General features: G+C 72.9%; 14 protein-coding genes. 9 read left to right on the top strand and 5 right to left on the bottom strand.

Annotation, left to right across the window (positions count from 1 at the left end; all coding sequences use genetic code 11):
* The first annotated feature begins 139 nt into the window (after positions 1-139).
* On the top strand, positions 140-1,264 hold the full coding sequence (locus OHA91_RS15450; protein WP_031147860.1) for a GuaB3 family IMP dehydrogenase-related protein: 1,125 nt from the start codon (positions 140-142) through the stop codon (positions 1,262-1,264).
* A 59-nt stretch (positions 1,265-1,323) separates the two neighbouring features.
* On the opposite strand, the gene OHA91_RS15445 is transcribed toward OHA91_RS15450, so the two are convergent.
* The 4 genes from OHA91_RS15445 to OHA91_RS15430 all read right to left on the bottom strand — a co-directional run bounded on the left by OHA91_RS15445 (position 1,324) and on the right by OHA91_RS15430 (position 5,870).
* Positions 1,324-3,060, bottom strand: coding sequence for an insulinase family protein (locus OHA91_RS15445; protein WP_328739468.1), 1,737 nt, complete (start codon positions 3,058-3,060; stop codon positions 1,324-1,326).
* Positions 3,061-3,071: 11 nt separating this feature from the next.
* A complete protein-coding gene (locus tag OHA91_RS15440) occupies positions 3,072-4,040 on the bottom strand; it encodes a hypothetical protein (protein WP_031147862.1) in 969 nt (322 codons plus the stop codon).
* A 99-nt stretch (positions 4,041-4,139) separates the two neighbouring features.
* The gene (locus OHA91_RS15435; RefSeq protein WP_266498379.1) at positions 4,140-4,610 is read right to left on the bottom strand and encodes a hypothetical protein; all 471 of its coding nucleotides are present in this window, start codon (positions 4,608-4,610) and stop codon (positions 4,140-4,142) included.
* A gap of 30 nt (positions 4,611-4,640) precedes the next feature.
* Positions 4,641-5,870: a nucleotide sugar dehydrogenase gene (locus OHA91_RS15430; RefSeq protein ID WP_031147865.1), complete on the bottom strand. Its 1,230-nt coding sequence runs from the start codon at positions 5,868-5,870 to the stop codon at positions 4,641-4,643.
* 229 nt (positions 5,871-6,099) lie between these two features.
* On the opposite strand from OHA91_RS15430, the gene OHA91_RS15425 reads away from it, so the two are divergent.
* The 7 genes from OHA91_RS15425 to OHA91_RS15395 all read left to right on the top strand — a co-directional run bounded on the left by OHA91_RS15425 (position 6,100) and on the right by OHA91_RS15395 (position 20,311).
* Complete coding sequence (locus OHA91_RS15425; RefSeq protein WP_031147866.1) at positions 6,100-7,806, top strand: glycerol-3-phosphate dehydrogenase/oxidase; 1,707 nt, start codon at positions 6,100-6,102, stop codon at positions 7,804-7,806.
* 161 nt (positions 7,807-7,967) lie between these two features.
* Positions 7,968-10,502 carry a serine/threonine-protein kinase gene (locus OHA91_RS15420; protein WP_328739463.1) on the top strand — a complete coding sequence of 845 codons (2,535 nt, stop codon included), beginning with the start codon at positions 7,968-7,970 and terminating at the stop codon, positions 10,500-10,502.
* A gap of 79 nt (positions 10,503-10,581) precedes the next feature.
* The gene (locus OHA91_RS15415) at positions 10,582-13,182 is read left to right on the top strand and encodes a protein kinase (protein ID WP_328739462.1); all 2,601 of its coding nucleotides are present in this window, start codon (positions 10,582-10,584) and stop codon (positions 13,180-13,182) included.
* Positions 13,183-13,307: 125 nt separating this feature from the next.
* Complete coding sequence (locus tag OHA91_RS15410) at positions 13,308-14,951, top strand: serine/threonine-protein kinase (RefSeq protein WP_031147869.1); 1,644 nt, start codon at positions 13,308-13,310, stop codon at positions 14,949-14,951.
* 103 nt (positions 14,952-15,054) lie between these two features.
* Complete coding sequence (locus OHA91_RS15405) at positions 15,055-16,686, top strand: succinic semialdehyde dehydrogenase (protein WP_031147870.1); 1,632 nt, start codon at positions 15,055-15,057, stop codon at positions 16,684-16,686.
* A 9-nt stretch (positions 16,687-16,695) separates the two neighbouring features.
* On the top strand, positions 16,696-18,513 hold the full coding sequence (locus OHA91_RS15400) for a GMC oxidoreductase (RefSeq protein WP_031147871.1): 1,818 nt from the start codon (positions 16,696-16,698) through the stop codon (positions 18,511-18,513).
* A 166-nt stretch (positions 18,514-18,679) separates the two neighbouring features.
* Positions 18,680-20,311, top strand: coding sequence for an LPXTG cell wall anchor domain-containing protein (locus OHA91_RS15395; protein WP_328739459.1), 1,632 nt, complete (start codon positions 18,680-18,682; stop codon positions 20,309-20,311).
* A 261-nt stretch (positions 20,312-20,572) separates the two neighbouring features.
* Here OHA91_RS15395 and OHA91_RS15390 read toward each other — a convergent pair whose 3' ends face one another.
* Positions 20,573-20,833, bottom strand: a complete 261-nt coding sequence (locus OHA91_RS15390; protein WP_031147873.1) for a chorismate mutase — start codon at positions 20,831-20,833, stop codon at positions 20,573-20,575.
* Between the two features lie 292 nt (positions 20,834-21,125).
* On the opposite strand from OHA91_RS15390, the gene guaA reads away from it, so the two are divergent.
* Positions 21,126-22,712, top strand: coding sequence for a glutamine-hydrolyzing GMP synthase (gene guaA / locus OHA91_RS15385; protein ID WP_031147874.1), 1,587 nt, complete (start codon positions 21,126-21,128; stop codon positions 22,710-22,712).
* Positions 22,713-22,749: the final 37 nt, after the last annotated feature.

Here is a 22,749-nt window from a genome sequence, read left to right as displayed (position 1 = left end):
GCAGGCGCGGGCGCGGAGGGGCGGACCGGGTCACCGGGTCCGCCCCTCTCGCATGACGTCCGTACAGCGGTCACCGGAACGCGGCCCGCCGGGGTTCGGGGATACTGGACGGGCAGACCCAGAGGAAAGGCCACCACACGTGACTGAGATCGAGATCGGGCGCGGCAAGCGCGGCCGCAGGGCGTACGCGTTCGACGACATCGCCATCGTCCCGAGCCGGCGTACCCGGGACCCGAAGGAGGTCTCGATCGCCTGGCAGATCGACGCGTACCGCTTCGAGCTCCCCTTCCTGGCCGCCCCCATGGACTCGGTCGTCTCCCCGCAGACCGCCATCCGCATCGGTGAGCTCGGCGGCCTCGGCGTGCTGAACCTCGAAGGCCTGTGGACCCGCTACGAGGACCCGCAGCCGCTGCTCGACGAGATCGCGGAGCTGGACGAGGAGTCGGCCACCCGCCGCCTCCAGGAGATCTACTCCGCGCCGATCCAGGCCGACCTGATCCGGCAGCGCATCAAGGAGGTGCGCGACTCGGGCGTCGTCACCGCCGCCGCGCTCTCCCCGCAGCGCACCGCCGAGTTCTCCAAGGCCGTCGTCGACGCGGGCGTGGACATCTTCGTCATCCGCGGCACCACCGTCTCCGCCGAGCACGTCTCCGGCGCCGCCGAGCCGCTGAACCTCAAGCAGTTCATCTACGAGCTCGACGTCCCGGTCATCGTCGGCGGCTGCGCCACCTACACCGCGGCCCTGCACCTGATGCGCACCGGCGCCGCGGGCGTGCTGGTCGGCTTCGGCGGCGGCGCCGCGCACACCACGCGCAACGTGCTCGGCATCCAGGTCCCGATGGCGACCGCCGTCGCGGACGTGGCCGCGGCCCGCCGCGACTACATGGACGAGTCCGGCGGCCGCTACGTCCACGTCATCGCCGACGGCGGCGTGGGCTGGTCGGGCGACATCCCGAAGGCCGTGGCCTGCGGCGCCGACGCCGTGATGATGGGCTCCCCGCTGGCCCGCGCCACGGACGCGCCCGGCAAGGGCAACCACTGGGGCATGGAGGCCGTCCACGAGGACGTGCCGCGCGGCAAGAAGGTCGACCTGGGCACCGTCGGCACCACCGAGGAGATCCTCACCGGTCCCTCGCACAGCCCGGACGGCTCGATGAACATCTTCGGCGCGCTGCGCCGTTCGATGGCCACCACCGGCTACAGCGAGCTCAAGGAGTTCCAGCGGGTCGAGGTCACGGTCGCGGACTCCCAGCACAGCCGCTGACGGTCCCACCACGTACGCCGGAGGGCCGGCACCCCGCTCGGGGTGCCGGCCCTCCGGCGTCAGCTCAGGCCCTGTCTGCGGCGCCGCAGGCAGATGCCCCAGGGCGTCAGCAGCATCGCCGAGACGATGATGCCGGCGAGCAGGACCGTGGCGTACTCCTGGGGGATCTCCTCCCCGCTGTACATCCGGGTCACGAGGAGCGCGCTCAGAGCGGTCACGCCGCCCGACAGCATCGCCGGGATGCCGAGGATCCACAGCAGAGCGGTGAACCAGGCGCGCCGGACGGGCGCTTTCGCGGGCTTCGGCGGCTCCGGGATCCGGGCGGGGTCGCGCGGCGGCATACGGACCACCGAGGCGGGCGGAACGCCGGCGTCGAGCGGAGCGAGCGCGTCGGACGTCAGGCGGTACAGCGTCGGCTCGACGGTGATGCTGAAGCCGTCGTTGCCGACGAGGTGGCGGGCGCCGTCCGGGAAGACCTGCAGGAGGGCGCAGTCGGCGTACCGCACGGTCACCTGGTCGTTCGGCGTGACGAGACTGATCCCGTCCTTCGCGACGAGCAGGGCGACCCTCGCGTCCTCCACGGCGGAGTGGCGCCGGCCGCTGACGATCTCCGGCGAGGCGGTGGGCGCGGCGGTCAGGCCGGCCCAGTCCACGCCCCGGCCCGGCACCTGCATGAGGGCGTCCGCCCACAGCTCCCGTGCGACGCGGTGGAGGTCCTCGACGGTGACCGCCTCGATCTCGGCCCGCGCCCCGGCGACGGCCAGGTGGCGGTGGCGCATCAGGAGGTTCATGGCAGTGCCCGGAAGCATCGCCGCGGCGAGCTCCGGGCTGTCGAACTGCGCCAGGGCGGAGGCCCGTACGGAGTCCAGGTCGGCCTGTTCGATCCGGCCGGCCCGCAGTTTCGCGAGGACGTCGACGAAGGCGCCGACCAGTGCGTCCTGCTTGGCCGGGAGGGCGTCGGCGTAGGCGGTGACGGTGGCGTGGTCGGTGTCGCGCGGGTGGTACTCGGCGGCGGCGGTGTAGGAGTAGCCGCCCTTCTGGCGCAGCTCCCGGAAGAGCTCCTTGCCGAGGACCTCGGCGAACAGGCGTGCCGCGGTCGACCGGGGCAGGACCGAGGTGAGCACGACTCCGCCCGCGTCGCCGTGGAAATAGGCCGGGGTGGTGGGCAGGGCCGAGGTCGGCTCGGGGGCGCGGAGCCACTCGCCGGCGGGGAGGGTCAGGTCCAGGCCCTCGGGGAGGGTGTCGGTGGTCATCCACAGGACCGCGTTCTCGGCGGTGAACCGGGTCCGGGCCCAGTCGCGGACGTCCTCGGCGGTGATGGCGGGCAGGCCCGTCTCGGCGTAGTCGACGAGGCCGTAGGAGCGGGCGCCGTAGCGCCACAGGTCCATGCCGTGCCCGGGTCCGCGGCCGCGGCCGGCGGCCTCCGTGCGGAGTATCTCCTTCTCGGTCTCCAGCCGGTCCACCGGCAGGTCGCGCAGGGCCGCGCAGACCCCGTTCAGGTACTCGACCACTTCGGAGGCGGTGCCGGTGACGGCGAAGAGGGTGTGCGCGGCGGCGGTCGCGCCGTTGTAGTGGAGGTCGCTCAGACCGTGCCGGTGCAGGGCGAGGTGTTCGACGAGGTGGGTGATCCCGCTGGTGGCGAGGGTCTCGTCGGCGCGGCCCACGCGGAAGAGGAGGCCCGCGGTGACGGGGCCGGAGCGGGGCGCCAGCAGGGTGCGCACGCCGTCGACGGTGGTCGTGGTGAGCCCGTCCGTGTCGGTCGTGGCGGTGGGCGCCGTGGTGGTGTCGATGTCCATCTCCGTGGTCCTCAGCCCTTCGCCAGGGCGGTCTTGCGGTGGCGTACGAACTCGGCCTCGTGGTCGCCGGACCCGAGGTAGCCCCACGGGAACTCGCTCGCGCGGTCGCCGAGGGCGCGGAAGTGCGGGGCCGCCGCGGCGTGCCGGCCGGCGGCGCTGTGCGCGGCGGCGAAGGCGCTGTGGGCGTCGACGGTACGGAAGGCGTCGGCCCGGGAGGCGGGGTGGAGGGCGGACCGGGTGGCCGCTTCGAGCAGCCGGGTGTGGTGGTCGTGCTCGCGCAGGTACGCGGCAGCGGCGCCTGTGCCGCTCTTCTCCGCGATCTCCAGGTGGTTCTCCATCTGCGCGATGGCGACCAGGGCGCCGTTCGGGCTGCCGTCCGGTGCGTTCGCGGCGCACTCCTGGGCGAAGCCGTGCGCGGCCTCCCAGCTGCCGCCCCACTTGGGGCAGATCTGCTGGAGCAGCTGCGACTGGCCGCCGAAGTGGTGCGGGTGGTGCTCGGCGAGCCGGTCGTAGCGGCGGCGGGTCTCGCCCGCGCCCAGTTGGAGGCCGCGCGAGGTGATGACCCGGAGGTACCAGGCCAGCGCGTACCGCGGGTGCTCGGCGCAGACGTCGATCAGCAGGATCTCGGCTCGCCGCAGGTGGGCGTGGAACTCGTCGAACTGCTGCCTGGAGACGTGCTGGGCCCGGTGGGCGGTACGGATGCCCCAGCCGATCTGGACCAGCCGGTCGGCGAGCAGGCTCCGGGGCAGCGGATCGCGCGGGAAGCGCTCCGCGGCCTGTCGCAGGAAGGCCTCGGAGCCGCTCCGTTCGGCGACGACCCGGCAGGCGAGGGCCCGGTCGTCCTCGTCGTCGAGTCCGTCGAAGGCCGCGGCGACGGCGGTCCAGTCCTGGCGTTGGACGGCGGAGCGCAGGGCGGCGAGGGCGGGTATGCGGTCGGCGGGTTCGAACACGGGCCGACCGGGCGGGGTATGAGCGGGCACGCGCGGATCATATGGACCGGCGCGGATCCCGTCGACCGGGATTGCGGCTCCTCGGCGGACCGATCGTGCCTGCTCAGCGTCCCGTCGGCGGCCGATGCGTCAGTTGGCGGACTTGCGGGCCGTCTGGAAGGCGGCGTATGCGCCGATCGCGTAGAACAGGATCGAGATCGGGTCGATGTTGTCGATGTAGAACCGGTTCAGGTTCACGAGCTCGGTGGTGAGCAGTTCGGAGACCGGAATCCCTTCGTGCTCGGACACGGCGAGGGCCATGTCCAGGAGGTAGCCGACGTACACGCCGGCGAGCGTCAGCACGGCGCTCAGGACCGGGAGGACGGGGTTGCGGCCACCGAGGCGGACGGCGACGAGGGCGACCGCGAAGCCGACGCCGGCGGCCAGGTAGCCGATCTGGAACGAGATCGCACTCATGATGCCGCCGTAGGCGGCGCCCGCGACGAGGGCGGTGCCGACGGCCGCGAGGACCGCCAGGCCGAAGTTGCCGGTGCGGACCGGGGCCGGGGCGGCCACCGGCGTGTAGGAGTCGGGCGCGGGCGGCGTGAAGTTCTGGCTCATTGGAAAATCCCCCCAGGGATGAGGCGGTGCTCAGAGGCGGTGGGCGGCGCCGATCGGGCTGGCGCCCCGGGTGTCCAGGAGGAGCTGGGCCTTCACGGCCAGGGCCTGCATGTCGTAGGTGCGGTGGTGCTGGAGCAGGATCGTCAGGTCGGCGTTGGCCGCGGCCTCGTACAGGGACTCGGCGCGGGGGACCGGCTGGTCCCTGACCCGCCAGCCCGTGATGTACGGGTCGTGGTAGCTGATCAGCGCCCCGAGGTCGATGAGGCGGCTGGCGATCTCGCCGGCCGGGGAGCCCTCCTGGTCGGCGAGGTCGGGCTTGTACGTGACGCCGAGCAGCAGGACGCGGGCCCCGCGGGCGGACTTGCCGTGCTCGTTCAGCAGGGTGGCGGAGCGCTGGATGACGTACTGCGGCATCCGGTCGTTGATCTCCTGCGCCAGGCCGACCATGCGCAGCGGGTGTCCGGGGGTGCGGGTGGTGTGGGGGAGGTAGTTCGGGTCGAGGGGGACGCCGTGGCCGCCGACGCCGGGGCCGGGGCGGAAGGCCTGGTACCCGTACGGCTTGGTCTCGGCGCAGCGGATGACGTCCCACAGGTCGACGCCGAGGTCGTGGCAGAGCACGGCCATCTCGTTCATCAGGGCGATGTTGACGTGGCGGTAGTTGGTTTCGAGGAGCTGTACGGTCTCGGCCTCGCGCAGGCCGCGGGCCCGGACCACCTTCTCGGTGAGGCGGGCGTAGAAGGCGTGCGCGGACTCGGTGCAGGCCGGGGTGAGGCCGCCGATCACCTTGGGGGTGTTGGAGATGCCGTGGGTCCGGTTGCCGGGGTCGAGGCGGCTGGGGGAGTAGGCCAGGTGGAAGTCCCGGCCGGCGCGGAGTCCGGATCCCTCCTCCAGGATCGGCCGCAGGTAGTCCTCGGTGACGCCGGGGTGTGCGGCGGATTCGAGGATCACCGTGGTGTGCGGGCGCAGCCGCGCCGCGAGGGCGCGGCCCGCGCCGCCCACGGCGGAGAGGTCCAGCGCGCGGTCCGCGCCGAGCCGGGTGGGGGCGCAGATGACGGCCGTGCGGACCCGGCCGAGCTCGGCGGGGTTGGTGGTGACCCGGAAGCCGGCCGCCGACATGCGGCGGATCTCGGCAGCGGAGAGAGTGGAGTCCGTGACCGGACCGCTTTCGTAGCCGACCGTCTCGATTCCGGCGGCGACGGCCGCCTGGGCGAGCGGGAGGCCGAGGTGGCCGAGTCCGATGACGGCGAGGTCTGCGGGCATGGGGATGCCGTCCCTTCCCTGGCATGAGGGGGTGCCGCGCAAGTCCTCCCGAGGACAGGGGAGCTGGCGCAATGTCAGACTAGGCTTATATATGACCGATATGTTGCATTCCGGGGTGAACGCCACCGTTGTGTTGTCCACAGCCGGTGGCTGATGTGGGTGCGGGAAGTCAGAATCGGAAAACGGGGGCATGCGAGCGGGATCTCACCCGCACCAACGGGAGGCAGCCGTGAGGACAGCGACACTGGGGCCGAAGCAGCGAGCCGCGGCCTTCACCCGGATGGCCGAACGGGAACTGGACGTGCTGGTCGTCGGCGCGGGCGTGGTCGGCGCCGGCACCGCGCTCGACGCCGTGACGAGGGGCCTTACCACCGGCCTGGTGGAGGCCCGGGACTGGGCCTCGGGCACCTCCAGCCGGTCGAGCAAGCTCGTCCACGGCGGCCTGCGCTATCTGGAGATGCTCGACTTCGCCCTCGTGCGGGAGGCGCTGAAGGAGCGGGGTCTGCTGCTGGAGCGCCTCGCCCCGCACCTGGTGAAGCCGGTTCCCTTCCTGTACCCCCTGCAGCACAAGGGCTGGGAGCGGCTCTACGCCGGCGCGGGCGTCGCGATGTACGACGCGATGTCGGTCTCCAGCGGGCACGGCCGGGGCCTGCCGGTGCACCGGCACCTCTCGCGCACCCAGGCCCTGCGGGTGGCGCCGGCGCTGCGCAAGGACGCCCTGGTGGGCGCCCTCCAGTACTACGACGCCCAGATGGACGACGCGCGGTACGTCACGACGCTCGTGCGGACGGCCGCCGCGTACGGGGCGCACTGCGCCAACCGGGCGAGGGTCGTCGGGTTCCTGCGTGAGGGCGAACGGGTGGTCGGCGCGCGCGTGCAGGACGTGGAGGGCGGCGTCGAGTACGAGATCCGCGCGAAGCAGGTCGTGAACGCCACGGGGGTGTGGACGGACGACACCCAGGCACTGATCGGGGAGCGCGGGCAGTTCCACGTACGGGCCTCGAAGGGCATCCACCTGGTCGTGCCGAAGGACCGCATCCATTCGACGACCGGGCTGATCCTGCGGACCGAGAAGTCGGTGCTGTTCGTCATCCCGTGGGGCCGTCACTGGATCGTGGGAACCACGGACACCGACTGGGACCTGGACAAGGCCCACCCGGCGGCGTCGAGCGCGGACATCGACTACCTGCTGGAACACGTGAACTCGGTGCTGGCGGTGCCGCTGACGCGCGACGACGTCCAGGGCGTGTACGCGGGCCTGCGGCCGCTGCTGGCCGGCGAGTCGGACGCGACGAGCAAGCTGTCGCGCGAGCACACGGTGGCGCATCCGGTGCCGGGGCTGGTGGTGGTCGCCGGCGGCAAGTACACCACGTACCGGGTCATGGCGAAGGACGCGGTCGACGAGGCGGTGCACGGTCTGGACCAGCGGGTGGCGCCGTGCGTGACGGAGGACGTGCCGCTGGTGGGGGCCGAGGGGTACCGGGCCCTGTGGAACGGCCGGGCGAGGATCGCGGCCCGGACGGGCCTTCATGTGGTGCGGGTGGAGCACCTGTTGAACCGGTACGGGACGCTGACGGAGGAGCTGCTCGACCTCGTCGTCGCCGATCCGGAACTGGGCAAGGCGGTGACCGGGGCGGACGACTACCTGCGGGCGGAGATCGCGTACGCCGCCTCGCACGAGGGGGCGCGGCACCTGGACGACGTGCTGACGCGGCGGACGCGGATCTCGATCGAGACCTTCGACCGGGGGACGCGGTCGGCACGGGAGTGCGCGGAGTTGATGGCGCCGGTGCTGGGGTGGGACAAGCAGCAGATCGAGAAGGAAGTGGAGCACTACGAGAAGAGGGTCCAGGCGGAGCGGGAATCGCAGCGTCAGCCGGACGACCAGACGGCGGACGCGGCGCGGCTGGGTGCGCCCGACATCGTTCCGTTGTAACTCCGGGATGCGGAAGGCGGAACCGCAGACCCGGGGGGTCCGTCCGTTGCGGAGTGAGGAACAATGATGGCTCTGCCGGGGCGGGTTACCGTGGGCCCCGGCCGCCGGGTCGCTCAGCCGCTGGGGCGGGCGGAGCAGCGGCACGATCGCAGAGGGGACGCATGTCGAAGCCGGAGCACACCGAGTCACCTGCCGGGGCGCCTGCGGCGAAGCTTGGCGATGGCGCTTCGGCGGGGTCCGCCCCTGCCTCTGCGCCTGCGGCGAAGCCCGAGGACGTTTCCGTGCCCGCGGCAAGGACGGCCGCTGACGCGGAGCCTGATGGGCCGGAGCCTGTCCCCGCCTCTGCGCCTGCGGCGAAGCCCGAGGAGTCGAAGCCTGCGGCTTCGAAGCCGCGGCTGAGCAAGGCTGCGCCTGCGGCGGAGCCTGAGGACGCGAAGCCGCGGCCGGGCAAGGCTGCGGCGGCGGAGCCTGCCCCTGCGCCTGCGGCGGAGCCTGAGGACGCGAAGCCGCGGCCGGGCGAGGCTGCGGCTGCGGAGTCGGGCGCTGATGCGAAGCCTGAGGGGTCGAAGCCGCGGCTGGGCAAGGGCGTGCCCGCGGCTGCCGAGCCGGGGTCGGGCAAGGCTGCGGCTGCGGAGCCGGGCGCTGATGCGAAGCCCGAGGACGCGAAGCCTGCGGTCAAGCCCGTGGGGGCGACCGGGGCGAACCCCGTAGTAGAGAAGGCCGATGCCGTGGCCGCCGCCGTCAAGGCCGCCGCCGCCAAGGCGGCCAAGGGCGCGCACGACGAAGGTCGGCTGCTGGCCGGCCGGTACCGGCTGAACGCCGTGCTCGGCAAGGGCGGCATGGGTACCGTCTGGCGGGCCCAGGACGAGACGCTGGGCCGCACCGTCGCCGTCAAGGAGCTCCGCTTCAGCAGCGGGGTCGACGACGACGAGAAGCGCCGCCTCATCACCCGAACCCTCCGCGAGGCCAAGGCCATCGCCCGGATCCGCAGCGGCGGCGCCGTCACCGTCTACGACGTCGTCGACGAGGACGCCCGGCCGTGGATCGTCATGGAGCTCATCGAGGGGCCCTCGCTCGCCGAGTTCATCCGGGAGAACGGCCCCCTCACCCCGCACCGCGCCGCCGAGGTCGGCCTCGCGGTGCTCGACGTCCTGCGCGCCGCGCACGGCCAGGGCATCCTGCACCGGGACGTCAAGCCCTCCAACGTGCTCATCGCCGGCAACGGCCGTGTCGTCCTGACCGACTTCGGCATCGCGCAGGTCGAGGGCGACCCCTCCGTCACCTCCACCGGCATGCTCGTCGGCGCCCCCTCCTACATCTCGCCCGAGCGCGCCCGAGGCCAGAAGCCCGGTCCGCCCGCCGACATGTGGTCGCTCGGCGGCCTGCTGTACGCCTCCGTCGAAGGCACGCCCCCGTACGACAAGGGGTCCGCGCTCGCCACGCTCACCGCGGTGATGACCGAGCCGGTCGACCCGCCGAAGAACGCCGGCCCGCTCACCGAGGTCATCTACGGTCTGCTCGCCAAGGACCCGGCCCGCCGCCTCGACGAGGGACGCGCCCGGGCGATGCTCACCGCCGTCATCGCCGCGCCCGAGCCGGTACCGGCTCCCGTGGTGCCCGCGGTCGCCGAGGAGACCCGGCAGATATCGCTGGCGGACGCCAAGCAGGCCGCGGAGAAGGCCACCGCGGAGAAGGCCGCCGAGAAGGCCGCGAAGAAGGAGCGGGAGCGTCGCGAGCGGGAGCAGCGCGAGCGTGCCCGCGCCGCGCTGAAGGCCGCCCGCAAGGCGACGGCCGCCGCCGCCGCGACCGCGACCGCGGCCTCGGCCGCGGAAGCACCGAAGGGCCGGCCCGCCTCCGTCGTCGCGCCGCTCACGGACGTCATGCCGCGCCGCACCATCGTGCTGGCGGTCGTCGCCGTGGTCGCCGTGCTGGCTGTGGTCGGCTCGCTGATCGCCTGGGCGATCAGCGGCGACGACAAGGACAAGAAGGACCAGGGCAAGGGCGGCCAGGCCACCCCGGCCGCGTCCGCCCCGCAGACCTCGGGCGGGGCCGAACAGGGCTCCCCGAAGCCCTCGGGGAACACCGGTGAGACGGGCGCGGGCGGCACCGCCGGCACCGGCAACGGCACCGGTACCGACGCGGGAGCCGCCGCTCAGGGCCAGGGCCAGCAGACCGCCGGCCAGGGGCAGGGGCAGGGACAGGGACAGGGCGCGACGACCGGGGGAGCGGGAGGCGCCCTCCCCGCCGGATACGCGGTGATCACGGAGCCCGGATTCCACTTCTCCATGGCGATGCCCGAAGGGTTCAAGCGGACGGGCACGGCCGGTGACAACTCCGGCGGGATATTCAGCCGCGACGGCGGGTTCCCGCGGATCCAGGTCGACTTCACCGGCAAGCCGGGCGACGACGCGGCCCTCGCCTGGGTCAAGCTGGCCCCCGCCGTGGGCAGCAGCAGCAAGGGCTACCGGCAGATCCGCATAGACAAGGCGGAGTACCGGGGCTACCCGACCGTCGCGGACTGGGAGTTCGAGCGGGAGCAGGGCGGGACGAAGGTCCGTGTGCTCAACCGCGGGTTCAAGATCGACGCCACGCACGGCTACGCGATCATGATCAGCTGCCCCGCGGACCAGTGGGACGGCCCGGAGTGCACCCAGATGCGCAACGTCGCCTTCCAGACGTTCCAGCCTCTCGGCTGACCCCGGGACGCAGGCGCCCCTGTCGACGTATCGTGTCAGCGGGGCCCTGCGGGGGCCTGCCGCACTCGGGGGAGGCGATGTGGAGGAGTACGCGGGCCGGATCCTGGCCAGCCGCTACCGCCTGCCGCTGCCGCCGTCCGACGAGTACGAGCTCGTCGAGACCCGGGCCTTCGACACGCGCAGCGGACAGGAAGTCCTGGTCCGGCAGGTGCCGTTGCCGGAGGTCGTGGACGCCGAGTTGATGGACGGGCCGCAGGCCGTTCCGGCGGCCCGCCGCGCTCCCGCCGACCTGCCGGCCGTGCGGCGGGCGATCGAGGCGGCGCAGGCCGCGGCCTCGATTCCCGACCACCCCCGGCTGGACCAGGTCTTCGACGTGTTCGCCGAGGGCGAGTCGCTGTGGATAGTGAGCGAACTGGTCCCGGCCAAGCCGCTGGCCGCACTGCTCGCCGACGAACCGCTCAGCCCCTACCGGGCTGCTGAGGTGGCGTCGGACGTGCTCACCGCGCTGCGGGTGCTGCACGCGCACGGCTGGACCCACCGCAACATCACCGTCCGGACGGTGTTGGTGTGCGAGGACGGCCGGGTCGTGCTGACGGGCCTCGCGGCCGGGGCCGCGGAGGAGGCCCTGTGCGGGTACGACCCCGTCCCCCGCACCACGGATTCCGGTCCCGACGAGCGCTGGGGCGCGGGCCCCGCACCCGCCCCGTTACCGGCTCCCGTACGGTCCGCACCGCTTCCGGCCGTGCCTCTTCCGGTGCCACCGCCTCCGGCCCCTGCTCCGGCCCCCGCTCCGGCCCCGCCCCCGCCGCGGCCGCCCGAAGCGGACGGTGCCCCCGGGTACGCGCCCCTCGTGGCCCCCGGGTACGACACCGGGCCGCGGTACACCGACCACATCACCCCCGGGCGGCCGCAGGACCGTGCCGACCTCCAGGCCGCCGCGCGCGCCGGCGTCATCGCCGCGTACCGGGCGGGCGCGCGGGCCGCCGCCGCCCGGGTCACCGAGCAGCGCAAGGCCGAGGCCGGGACCGGAGCCGCGATCGAGGCGGGGCCCGCGGCCGCATTCGAGCGCAGGCCCGAGGGGTCGACCCTCCCACAGGGCTACTCGTACCCGTACGGGGGAGGACCGGAGACCGGGACCGGGACCGCCGGTGCCTGGCACGGCGCGACCCCGCGCCGCCCGGCCCTGCCACAGCCCGAAGCCGAGCCCGAGCCGCAACACCAGCTGCAACACCAGCCGCAGCCCCAACGGAGCCCGGAGCCCGAGCCGCAGCCTGAGGCCCAGCCGCAGTCCGAGGCCCAGCCGCGGCCCGTACCGGCCCCGTCGGCGTGGAGCCGCGCCGAAGCGCCGGCCGCGCCCGCCCTGCCCGCGCAGCTCGCCCTGCCGCAGGGCTACCACCAGGCCGAGACCCCGGGACGCCCGGCACTCGGCGGCCCGCCCCCGCCCCCGCCCCCGCCCCCGCCCCCGATACCGGAACCCGCCCCGCAGGCGGCCGCGTGGACCGGGCTCGACGCCGAGCGGGCACGCCACACGCGCATGGCCGTGGTCGGCGCGATCACCGAGCGGTGGGCCCCCGAACAGGCCGGCCCCGTGCACGGGCGCTGGCAGCTGGCGGCGCCCGTCGGGCCCGCCACCGACCTCTGGGCGCTCGGCGCGCTGCTCTACCGCGCCGTGCAGGGCCACGCCCCGTACCCGGAGGACAGCGTCGCCGAGCTGGTCGAGATGGTCTGCGCCGAGCCCCCCGCCTTCGCCGAGGAGTGCGGCGCGCTCCGCCCGGTCGTGGAGTCCCTGCTGCGCCAGGACCCCACGGAACGGCCCGACTTCGAGGAGCTGCGCGGCTGGCTCCGCTCGCTCGTACGGTCCGCTCCCGAGCCGGACGCCGGGCTCGGCGTGCTCCCGATGCCGGAGGCGGATCCCGCGCGGCTGCCCGTCGTACGCCGCCGCGGCGAGGTCCACGGACGGCACCGCAACCCCACGGCCGCCCGCAAGCCGCGGGCGCTCGGCCGGACCCTGCTCGTCGGCATCCTGGTCCTCCTCGCCGGGGCCGTCGCGTACGCGATGCTGTTCATGCCCCGGGCCGGAGTTCCGCAGGAGCAGGACGGCCCCGGGGAGGCCACCGCGCACACGTCCTCGCGGCCGAGCCCCTCCCAGGTGCCCACCGGCACGCCCGAGTCCAAGCCCGCGCCCCAGACGACCGGGCCCGCCGCGTCGCAGGCCGCACCCGCGCCGGCCCCGCCCGGCTACACCACCCAGCAGGACCCGGAGCACTTCGAGATCGCCGTCCCGGAGGGCTGGGAGCGCCGCGGGATCAACGAGGCGGGCCAGGTGCGGTACACCGACGGGGCGTTCGTACTGACGGTGGTCCCCGGCCGGGACAAGGTCGAGGGCAATCCGGACCCGGCGGCGTACCAGAAGGACAAGGAGCCGGAGCTGACGCCGTACCGGACCTCCACCTGGTCGACCGTCGGGGACGTGAAGACCACCAGGGTCGGGCAGCAACTGCGGGCCACGGGCCGCTACACGTGGATCGACGGGACCGGTCGCAGCGTGTTCGCCCGCAATTTCGTCGTCGCACTGGGCGGCAGTTACCACGTCGTCCTGGTGACCGGTCCGGAGGACGAACAGACCAAGGTCACCGAAGTCTTCGAGAAGGCCACGGCGAGTTACAAGGCGGGCGGATGAGCGGATATTGACGACTGATCAGTACGGCGATTGCGTCACAGTGCCGTCTTTCGGCGCCCGGGCGGTTCCGACAGCCCCCGTGGGCTCCGTAATCTGGCCTGAAGTGCAGAGAGCGGCGGGAATTCGTGGAACAGCAGACAGGTGGGGGCGCCGTGCTGGCGGGCCGGTACAGGCTCGTCGAGCCGATCGGCCGGGGCGGTATGGGAAAGGTGTGGCGCGCGCATGACGAGCTGCTCCACAGGACCGTCGCGGTCAAGGAACTGACGGCGGGTCTGTACGTCGCCCAGGCCGACCGGGACGTCATGCATGCCCGGACGCAGAAGGAGGCCCGGGCAGCGGCCCGGATCCAGCACCCGGCGGTGGTCACCGTCCACGACGTGCTGGAACACGACGACCGGCCGTGGATCGTCATGGAGTACATCGACGGCCCCTCCCTCGCGGACGCGGCCAAGGCGGCCGGGCGGATCGAGCCGCGCGAGGCGGCCCGGATCGGGCTGCACGTGCTGGGCGCGCTGCGCGCCGCGCACGCGGTCGGGGTGCTGCACCGGGACGTGAAGCCGGGCAACGTGCTGCTCGCCAAGGACGGCCGGGTGCTGCTCACCGACTTCGGGATCGCCGCGATCGAGGGCGACTCCTCCATCACCCGCACCGGCGAGATCGTGGGCTCGATCGACTACCTGGCGCCCGAGCGGGTCACCGGTGGGATCCCCGACCCGTCCTCGGACCTGTGGTCGCTGGGCGCCACCCTGTACACGGCGGTGGAGGCCCGCTCCCCGTTCCGCCGTACGTCTCCCATCTCCAGCCTGCAGGCCGTGGTGAACGACGAGCCGCCGGCGCTGCGCCAGGCCGGGGCGCTGGGGCCGGTGATCACGTCCCTGCTGCGCAAGGACCCGACGGAGCGGCCCTCGGCGGAGGAGGCCGAGCGGATGCTGCTGGAGGCGATGGAGGGCCGTGAGCCGAAGGCGGCGCACGCGTACGTGCCGACGCGCGCGGTCACCTCCGAGGAGCTCGCCCCGGCGCAGGACCGGCCCGAGGAGTCGGCCCCGCAGGAGGAGGTCGCGCAGACGGCCCCGCTGCCGGAGCCCCTGGTCTCCGGGACGGTGGCCGCGCCCGCGCCCGCCGACCGGGACGGTGGCTGGCTCAAGCGCGCCGCGGTGGTGGCCCTGGTGGCCGCGCTGCTCGGCGGCGGCGGTGTCTTCGGGGTCCTCAAGTACACCGGGGACTCGGGGACGGACGGCGGTCAGGACAGGGTCACGAGCTCGACGGGCGGCCAGTCGGGCGACGAGGGCAAGCCGCAGGCGGCGGCCCCGCCGGCCGGCTACAACAAGGTCGTCGACCCGCTCGCCGGTTTCACCCTGTTCGTCCCGGAGGGCTGGACGCGCAAGGCGAACGGCGACCAGATCGACTACACCCCGGACGACGGGAAGCACTTCATCCGGATCGCCGCCGACCCCACTCCGGACTACCAGGACCCGTACGCGCACCTGCTCGACCTGGAGAAGCAGGTGGCGAAGCGGACCGACTACAAGAAGGTGCGGCTGAACCAGAACACCTTCCGGGACAGCACCCGGGCCGCGCTCTGGGACTTCACCTGGACGGAGAAGCAGAACCACCCCGGTCCGCGCAGGGCCAAGGAGCAGATGTACGTGGCCCCGGACGGCACGGAGTACGCCATCTACATGTCGAGCCCCGTCGCGAGCTGGGCCACGACCGAGCAGCAGTTCGACATCGTGCTCAGCGGCTGGGAGCCGCCCGCCAAGAAGCCCTGATCGGCACCGATCCGGGCATCCTGCCAGCGATCACTGGCGGAAAAGGCAAAATCCGGTTACCGGCGGGTACCCAAAGGCTGCCGGGCGCAATACGCTCACCGGCATGACGGACTCGCAGGCCTCCGACGCCCCCCTCCGCACCGCACCGCAGCCCACCAACCCGGTTGCCCCGGCCCCGGCCGGTGCCCGCACCGCAGCCGACGTGGTGACCCCCGACCTGGTCGCACGGCTGACTCGCGGAGTGATCGGCTCCGGCCGCACCGCCAACCACACCCCCTTCACCGGGGACCGGCTGGCGGAGCTCCCCGAGGCCACCCCCGAGGACGTGGCCGAGGCCTTCGACCGGGCCCGCGCCGCCCAGCCCGCCTGGGCGGCCGTCCCCGTGCGCCGGCGGGCCGCGGTCCTGCTGCGCTTCCACGACCTGGTCCTCGCCCGGCAGGCCGAGGTCCTCGACCTGATCCAGCTGGAGACCGGCAAGGCCCGCCTTCACGCCCACGAGGAGGTCCAGGCCGTCGCCGTCTCGGCCCGCCACTACGGCCGCAAGGCACCCTCGTACCTGCGCCCCAAGGGCCACACCGGCGCGATGCCCACCCTCACCAAGGTCACCGAGCTGCGCCAGCCGCGCGGGGTCGTCGGCCAGATCGCCCCCTGGAACTACCCCCTGGAGCTGTCGGTCGGCGACGCCCTGCCGGCCTTCGTCGCGGGCAACGCGCTCGTCATGAAGCCCGACACCGAGACCGCGCTGACCGCCCTGTGGGCCCGCGACCTGCTGATCGAGGCCGGGCTGCCCGCCGAGGTCTTCCAGATCGTCCTCGGCGAAGGCCCCGTCGTCGGCCCCGAGGTCGTCCGCCACGCCGACTACGTCTCCTTCACCGGCTCCACCCGCACCGGTCGCGAGGTCGCCCGCGGCGCGGCCGACCGGCTCGTCGGGGTCTCCCTCGAACTCGGCGGCAAGAACGCCATGCTCGTCCTGCACGACGCCGACGTCGAGAAGGCCGCAGCGGGCGCCGTCCGCGCCTGCTTCTCCTCGGCCGGCCAGCTGTGCATCTCCATCGAGCGGCTCTACGTCCACGCCTCGATCGCCGACGACTTCGTCGAGCGGTTCGCCGCCCGCACCCGGGCCATGCGCCTGGGCAGCTCCCTCGCCTACGGCGCCGACATGGGCTCGCTGGTCGGCGAGCGCCAGCTGGAGACCGTACAGCGGCACGTGGACGAGGCCGTCGCCAAGGGCGCCACCCTCGTCGCCGGCGGCACCGCCCGCCCCGACATCGGCCCGCTCTTCTACGAGCCCACCATCCTCGACGGCGTCGAGGCCCCCATGGCGGTCTGCGGCGAGGAGACCTTCGGCCCGGTCGTCTCGATCTACCGCTTCACCGACGAGGAGCAGGCGATCGCGGAGGCCAACGCCACCGCCTACGGCCTCAACTCCAGCGTCTGGACCAAGGACGCCCGCCGCGGCCACTCCGTCGCCGCCCGCCTGCGCACCGGCACCGTCAACATCAACGAGGGCTACGCCCCCGCCTACGGCAGCGCCCAGGCGCCCATGGGCGGCATGAAGGACTCCGGCCTCGGCCGCCGTCACGGCTCCGAGGGCATCCTCAAGTACACCGAGGCCCAGACCGTCGCCCACCAGCGGCTGGTCCCGATGGCGCCCTCGCTGGGCATGGACGACGAGAAGTACGCGGCGTTCATGACCCGCAGCCTCAAGGTCATGAAGGCTCTCCGACTGCGCTAAGGGGTATCCGTGTCGCACGACGACGCGTCCGACGACGCCTACGACTACGACGTCATCGTCATCGGATCGGGTTTCGGAGGGTCGGTCTCGGCCCTGCGCCTCACCGAGAAGGGCTACCGGGTCGGCGTCCTGGAGGCAGGGCGCCGCTTCACCCGCGAGAGCCTGCCGAAGAACAGCTGGGACCTGCGCAACTACCTGTGGGCCCCGGCCCTCGGGCTGTACGGGATCCAGCGGATCCACCTGCTCGGCAACGTCATGGTGCTCGCGGGCGCCGGCGTCGGCGGCGGCTCGCTCAACTACGCCAACACCCTGTACGTGCCGCCCCGGGCCTTCTTCGAGGACCGGCAGTGGGCGTCCATCACCGACTGGCGGGGCGAACTCGCCCCGTACTACGACCAGGCCAAGCGGATGCTCGGGGTGCGCCTCAACCCGACCATGACCCCCTCCGACGTCCACCTCAAGGCGGCCGCCGAGAAGATGGGCGTGGCGGACACCTTCCACATGGCCCCGGTCGGCGTCTTCTTCGGCGACGGCGAGGACGCCGAGGCCGGGCCCCGGGTCCGGCCCGGCGAGGAGACCGCGGACCCGTACTTCGGCGGCGCCGGCCCCGCCCGCAAGGCCTGCACCGAATGCGGCGAGTGCATGACCGGCTGCCGGCACGGCGCGAAGAACACCCTGAACGAGAACTACCTGCACCTGGCCGAGCGGGCCGGCGCCGTCATCCACCCCATGACGACCGTCACCGCCCTGTCCGAGCACCCGGACGGCGGCCACCGCGTCCGCACCGTGCCCACCGACGGCCGCCGCCGCGGGAAGGCGAAGGTGCTGCGCTGCCGGTACGTGGTCGTCGCCGCGGGTACGTACGGCACGCAGACCCTGCTGCACACCATGAAGGACCGCGGCGAGCTGCCGCGCCTGTCGGAGCGGCTCGGTGAGCTGACCCGGACCAACTCCGAAGGCATCGTCGGCGCGCAGACCGACGACCGCCGCTACGGCAGGCGGCACGGCGCGGGCCCCGGCAAGGAACAGCGGGCCGACTTCACCAGGGGCGTGGCGATCACCTCCTCCGTGCACCCCAACGCCGACACCCACATCGAGCCGGTCCGCTACGGCAAGGGCTCCAACGCGATGGGGTTCATGACCGTCCTGCAGGTCCCCCACAGCGCCCACCGGGTCCGCGGCTGGCTGGCCAGGACCGCCAGGCACCCCCTCCAACTGGCCCGGTCGCTCTCCAACCGGCGCTGGTCGGAGCGGACCATCATCGGCCTGGTCATGCAGTCCCTGGACAACTCGCTGACCACGTACCGCAAGCCGGGCGGGATCGGGAAGGGCATGCTCACCGCGCGCCAGGGACACGGCGCCCCGAACCCGGTGCAGATCGCGGAGGCCACGCAGGCCGCGACCCTGCTGGCCGAGGAGATCAACGGCTTCCCCGGCAGCAACATCGGCGAGCTGATGGGGACCCCGCTGACCGCGCACTTCCTCGGCGGCTGCCCGATCGGGGCGTCGGCGGGGGAGGGCGTGGTGGACCCGTACCACCGGCTCTACGGGCACCCGGGCATCTCGGTGGTGGACGGCTCTGCCGTCTCCGCGAACCTGGGGGTCAACCCGTCGCTGACGATCACCGCGCAGGCGGAGCGGGCGATGTCGTACTGGCCCAACAAGGGCGAACGGGACCCGCGGCCCGAACAGGGCGCGGCCTACGCCCGCCTGGAGGCCGTGGAGCCGGTCCGGCCGGCCGTGCCCAAGGACGCGTTCGGCGCGCTGCGGCTGCCGTTCCTCGCCGTCCCCGCAATTCCCCCACGGGATCCGGAACCTGCCGGATGACGACGGTGGGTACCGCGCTCCCCCTCCGAGCGCGGTACCCACCGCGGTACATACGTGACAGATGTTCAGCCTTGATGGTTGTACCGGAATCCGCCAAGCCGGGCTGTGGTGTCGATCACACCGTCAACGAGGCAACTGCGCATCGCGTTCGACCGTCAACGGCAGCATGAGAAAGCCCATCTCCTTGCTGGCTGCCTGCGGCATCGCCGCCCTGGGGCTCGCAGCCACTCCCGCGCACGCCGCGGACCCCTCCTTCACCCTGGCCGGACCGGCCGAGATCGGCCTGCGCCCGCACCCCGGGCAGAGCGGCGCACCGCAGAAGGCCTCGGTCGAGTTCCGGCTCGTCAACGACACCGCCTCGGCGTTCGAGCGCCAGAGCACCTTCACGATCGACCTGAGCGGCCTCAAGGGGATCGCCGACGTCGCCCTCGCGAAGCAGCAGGGCTCGGACTGCACGCTCACCGAGGCGGCCGTCACCTGCAAGCGGCCCGCACTGTGGAAGGGGGAGACCGGCGTCGTCGACCTGGACCTCAGCGCCGCCCAGGGCAGCAAGGCCGGCGCCACCGCCGACCTCACCGTGACCGGCAAGGCCGAGGGCGCCACCTTCAAGGCCGCCACCACCAAGGTCCGGGTCGGCGGCCCCGACCTCGTACTGGAGCGGGCCGGGCTCAAGGAGGAGCAGAAGCCGGGCGACCGGCAGAACCTGTCGATCGTCTTCGCGAACGAGGGCACGGAGTCCGTCCAGGGCGTCGTCCTGGAGATGCGCACCACGCACGGCATCGACCTGCTGGAGCAGTACGACAACTGCTCCTACTCCGAGGACACGGGTGAGGGCCAGCCCCTCAACACGAGCTGGAGCACGGTGCAGTGCCTGCTGGAAGGCGAGTACAAGCCGGGCAGCGTCTACGGGGTCGACGGCTCGCTGACCCTCAAGGCCGCCCCGCACGCCTTCGCCGACGCCCTCACCTACGCCGTGTACGCCGACGGGCACCAGCCGAAGGCCGGCAAGACGTCCAGGAAGCCGACCGGCGGCAAGAAGCTGGCCGTGCGGGAACGCGCCCCCAAGGCCGCCTCCGCGCAGTCGGCGGACCTCGACCCCTGGAACAACCTCCAGGAGTTCGACTTCAGGACGAGGAACAGCGCCGACCTCGTGGCCTGGCCCGTCGCCCTCGCCGGCGGGACGGGCGAGACGGTCAGGGCCGACTTCGGCTTCCGCAACAACGGTCCCGCCTGGGTGGCGGAACTGCGTTCCGGTGAGAGCGTCGCCCGCACCGACATCGTGATCCCGGCCGGCACGAAGGTCACCAAGGTCCCGGCCGGCTGCCACGGCGTCAACGCCGACGGCACCGCCCGCGAGCAGACGCTCGGCGCGCCGCGCTACTTCTGCTCCACCGGCCACGTCGTGGGGGAGCGGGAGAAGTTCAGCTACCCGTTCGAGCTGAAGATCGAGCAGGTCGTGGCGAACGCCGCGGGCTCCGTCTCGGTCGGCCGGGGGACGCCCGAGGGCACCAAGGGCCAGCCGTGGGACCCGAACCACGCCAATGACAAGACGCCCGTCGTGATCAGCGCCAAGGACGGCGGCGCCACGCCGACCGCCACGACCAGCCCCTCGCCGACCGCGACGGCGACCACCTCGGCCACGCCCACCGCCACCGCCACCTCCGGCGTCACCGCCAACGGCGACCTCGCCGCCACCGGCAGCTCCGCCGGGATGCTCGCGCTCGGCGGCGCGGTGCTCGTGGCCGCGGGCGGCGGCCTGGTCCTGGCCTTCCGCCGCAAGACCGGCTCGCACGCCTAGCCGCGCGGCTCCGTACGCAGAACGGCCGGCCCGGGGCGTCCCCCGGGCCGGCCGTCCTTACGGGGTGACCGGGCTGCTGTCCCCTGCCGTCCGGTCACGCGAAGGAGCGAGGTCCCACGACGTACGCACCACGAGGCGTACGTCTCATCGCTCCTGCAGAGCCACGCGTGGTGTTGCGGTTCCGCGGCTGGCTGACGCGGACATCCTCACCAACGAAGCGTCCCGGGGGCGGTCACGCTCCGGACGGGTGACGAACAGCCGTCACACCCGGCCCCGGCACAGCTCCAGCAGGGTCATCGCGAGGGCGGTGCCGGGCTTGCCGAGGGCATCGCTCCAATGGGACAGCACCTCCATCTCGCGGGACAGGTGCACCCGGCGCCCGCCGGAGGCGATCCGGGCGTCCTGGATGACCGTCGAGACGGCCATCCGCTCCTGGATCAGTCCGATGATCCGGTCGTCGATGGCGTCGATGCGGGTGCGGGACTCGGCGATCAGCTGCTCGGGGGTGGTGGTGACGCTCATGGGGTTCTCCTGTGGGTCGTGCCGGCAGGAGCGGGAACGCAGAGCGCCCCGGTCCTGTCGGACCGGGGCGCTCTGGGAAGTCAGCGGCTCAAGCGAGCATCACGATGACCCATGGCGACCGGACCGGCCGGTGCCATAGGTAAAGAGGAAGCTCAGCTGCTTGCGCATGGAAGGGATTATGGCCTCGTGTCCCGTCGCGTGCCAAGCCGATTCGGATGGTGAGACAAAGGGGCCCCGGCGTCCCCCGTTAGAATCGACAAAACAGCCACCTCTTCCGCCGGAAGGCCGCCCCGTGCCAGAAGCACCCTCCGCCGCCCACGACAGCGCCCCGGACACGGTTCTCGTCGTCGACTTCGGCGCCCAGTACGCCCAGCTCATCGCCCGCCGCGTCCGCGAGGCACGGGTCTACAGCGAGATCGTGCCGAGCTCGATGCCCGTCGACGAGATGCTGGCCAAGAACCCGAAGGCGATCATCCTCTCCGGCGGTCCGTCCTCCGTCTACGAGGAAGGCGCCCCGCAGCTGGACCGCGCCCTCTTCGAGGCCGGGATCCCCGTCTTCGGCATGTGCTACGGCTTCCAGCTGATGGCGACCATCCTCGGCGGCACCGTCGACAACACCGGCGCCCGCGAGTACGGCCGCACCCCGCTGCACGTCTCCAAGGTCGGCTCCACCCTCTTCGAGGGCACCCCGGAGAACCAGTCGGTGTGGATGTCCCACGGCGACGCCTGCTCCGCCGCCCCCGAGGGCTTCACCGTCACCGCGTCCACGAACGTCGTACCCGTGGCGGCCTTCGAGAACGACGAGAAGAAGCTGTACGGCGTGCAGTACCACCCCGAGGTGATGCACTCCACGCACGGCCAGCAGATCCTGGAGCACTTCCTCTACCGCGGCGCCGGTCTCGCCCCCACCTGGACCACCGGCAACATCGTCGAGGAGCAGGTCGCGGCCATCCGCGCGCAGGTCGGCGACAAGCGCGCCATCTGCGGCCTGTCCGGCGGCGTGGACTCCGCGGTCGCCGCGGCCCTCGTGCAGAAGGCCATCGGCTCCCAGCTCACCTGCGTCTACGTCGACCACGGCCTGATGCGCAAGGGTGAGACCGAGCAGGTCGAGAAGGACTTCGTCGCCGCCACCGGCGTGCAGCTGAAGGTCGTCGACGCCCAGGAGCGCTTCCTGAACGCGCTCGCCGGCGTCTCCGACCCGGAGACCAAGCGGAAGATCATCGGCCGCGAGTTCATCCGCGTCTTCGAGCAGGCCCAGCTGGAGATCCTCCAGGAGGACGGCCCCGCGGTCGCCTTCCTCGTGCAGGGCACCCTGTACCCGGACGTCGTCGAGTCCGGCGGCGGCACCGGCACCGCGAACATCAAGTCCCACCACAACGTCGGCGGCCTCCCCGACGACATCGAGTTCGAGCTCGTCGAGCCGCTGCGCCAGCTGTTCAAGGACGAGGTCCGCATGGTCGGCCAGGAGCTCGGCCTGCCCGACGAGATCGTCCAGCGCCAGCCCTTCCCCGGCCCCGGCCTCGGCATCCGCATCGTCGGCGAGGTCACCAAGGAGCGCCTGGACCTGCTGCGCGAGGCCGACGCGATCGCCCGCCACGAGCTCACCGCGGCCGGCCTGGACCGCGAGATCTGGCAGTGCCCGGTCGTCCTGCTCGCGGACGTCCGCAGCGTCGGCGTCCAGGGCGACGGCCGCACCTACGGCCACCCGATCGTCCTGCGCCCCGTCTCCTCCGAGGACGCGATGACCGCGGACTGGACGCGCATGCCGTACGAGGTGCTCGCCCGGATCTCCACCCGCATCACCAACGAGGTGCCGGAGGTGAACCGTGTGGTCCTGGACTGCACGAGCAAGCCCCCGGGCACCATCGAGTGGGAGTAAGGGGCCCCGCCCCGCACGACGGCGCCGCCGCTCAGCC

Source organism: Streptomyces erythrochromogenes, assembly GCF_036170895.1.
GTDB classification, from domain to species: Bacteria; Actinomycetota; Actinomycetes; order Streptomycetales; family Streptomycetaceae; genus Streptomyces; species Streptomyces erythrochromogenes.
Note: the sequence above shows the minus strand (reverse complement) of the source record. Positions and strands in the feature narration are given on the sequence as shown.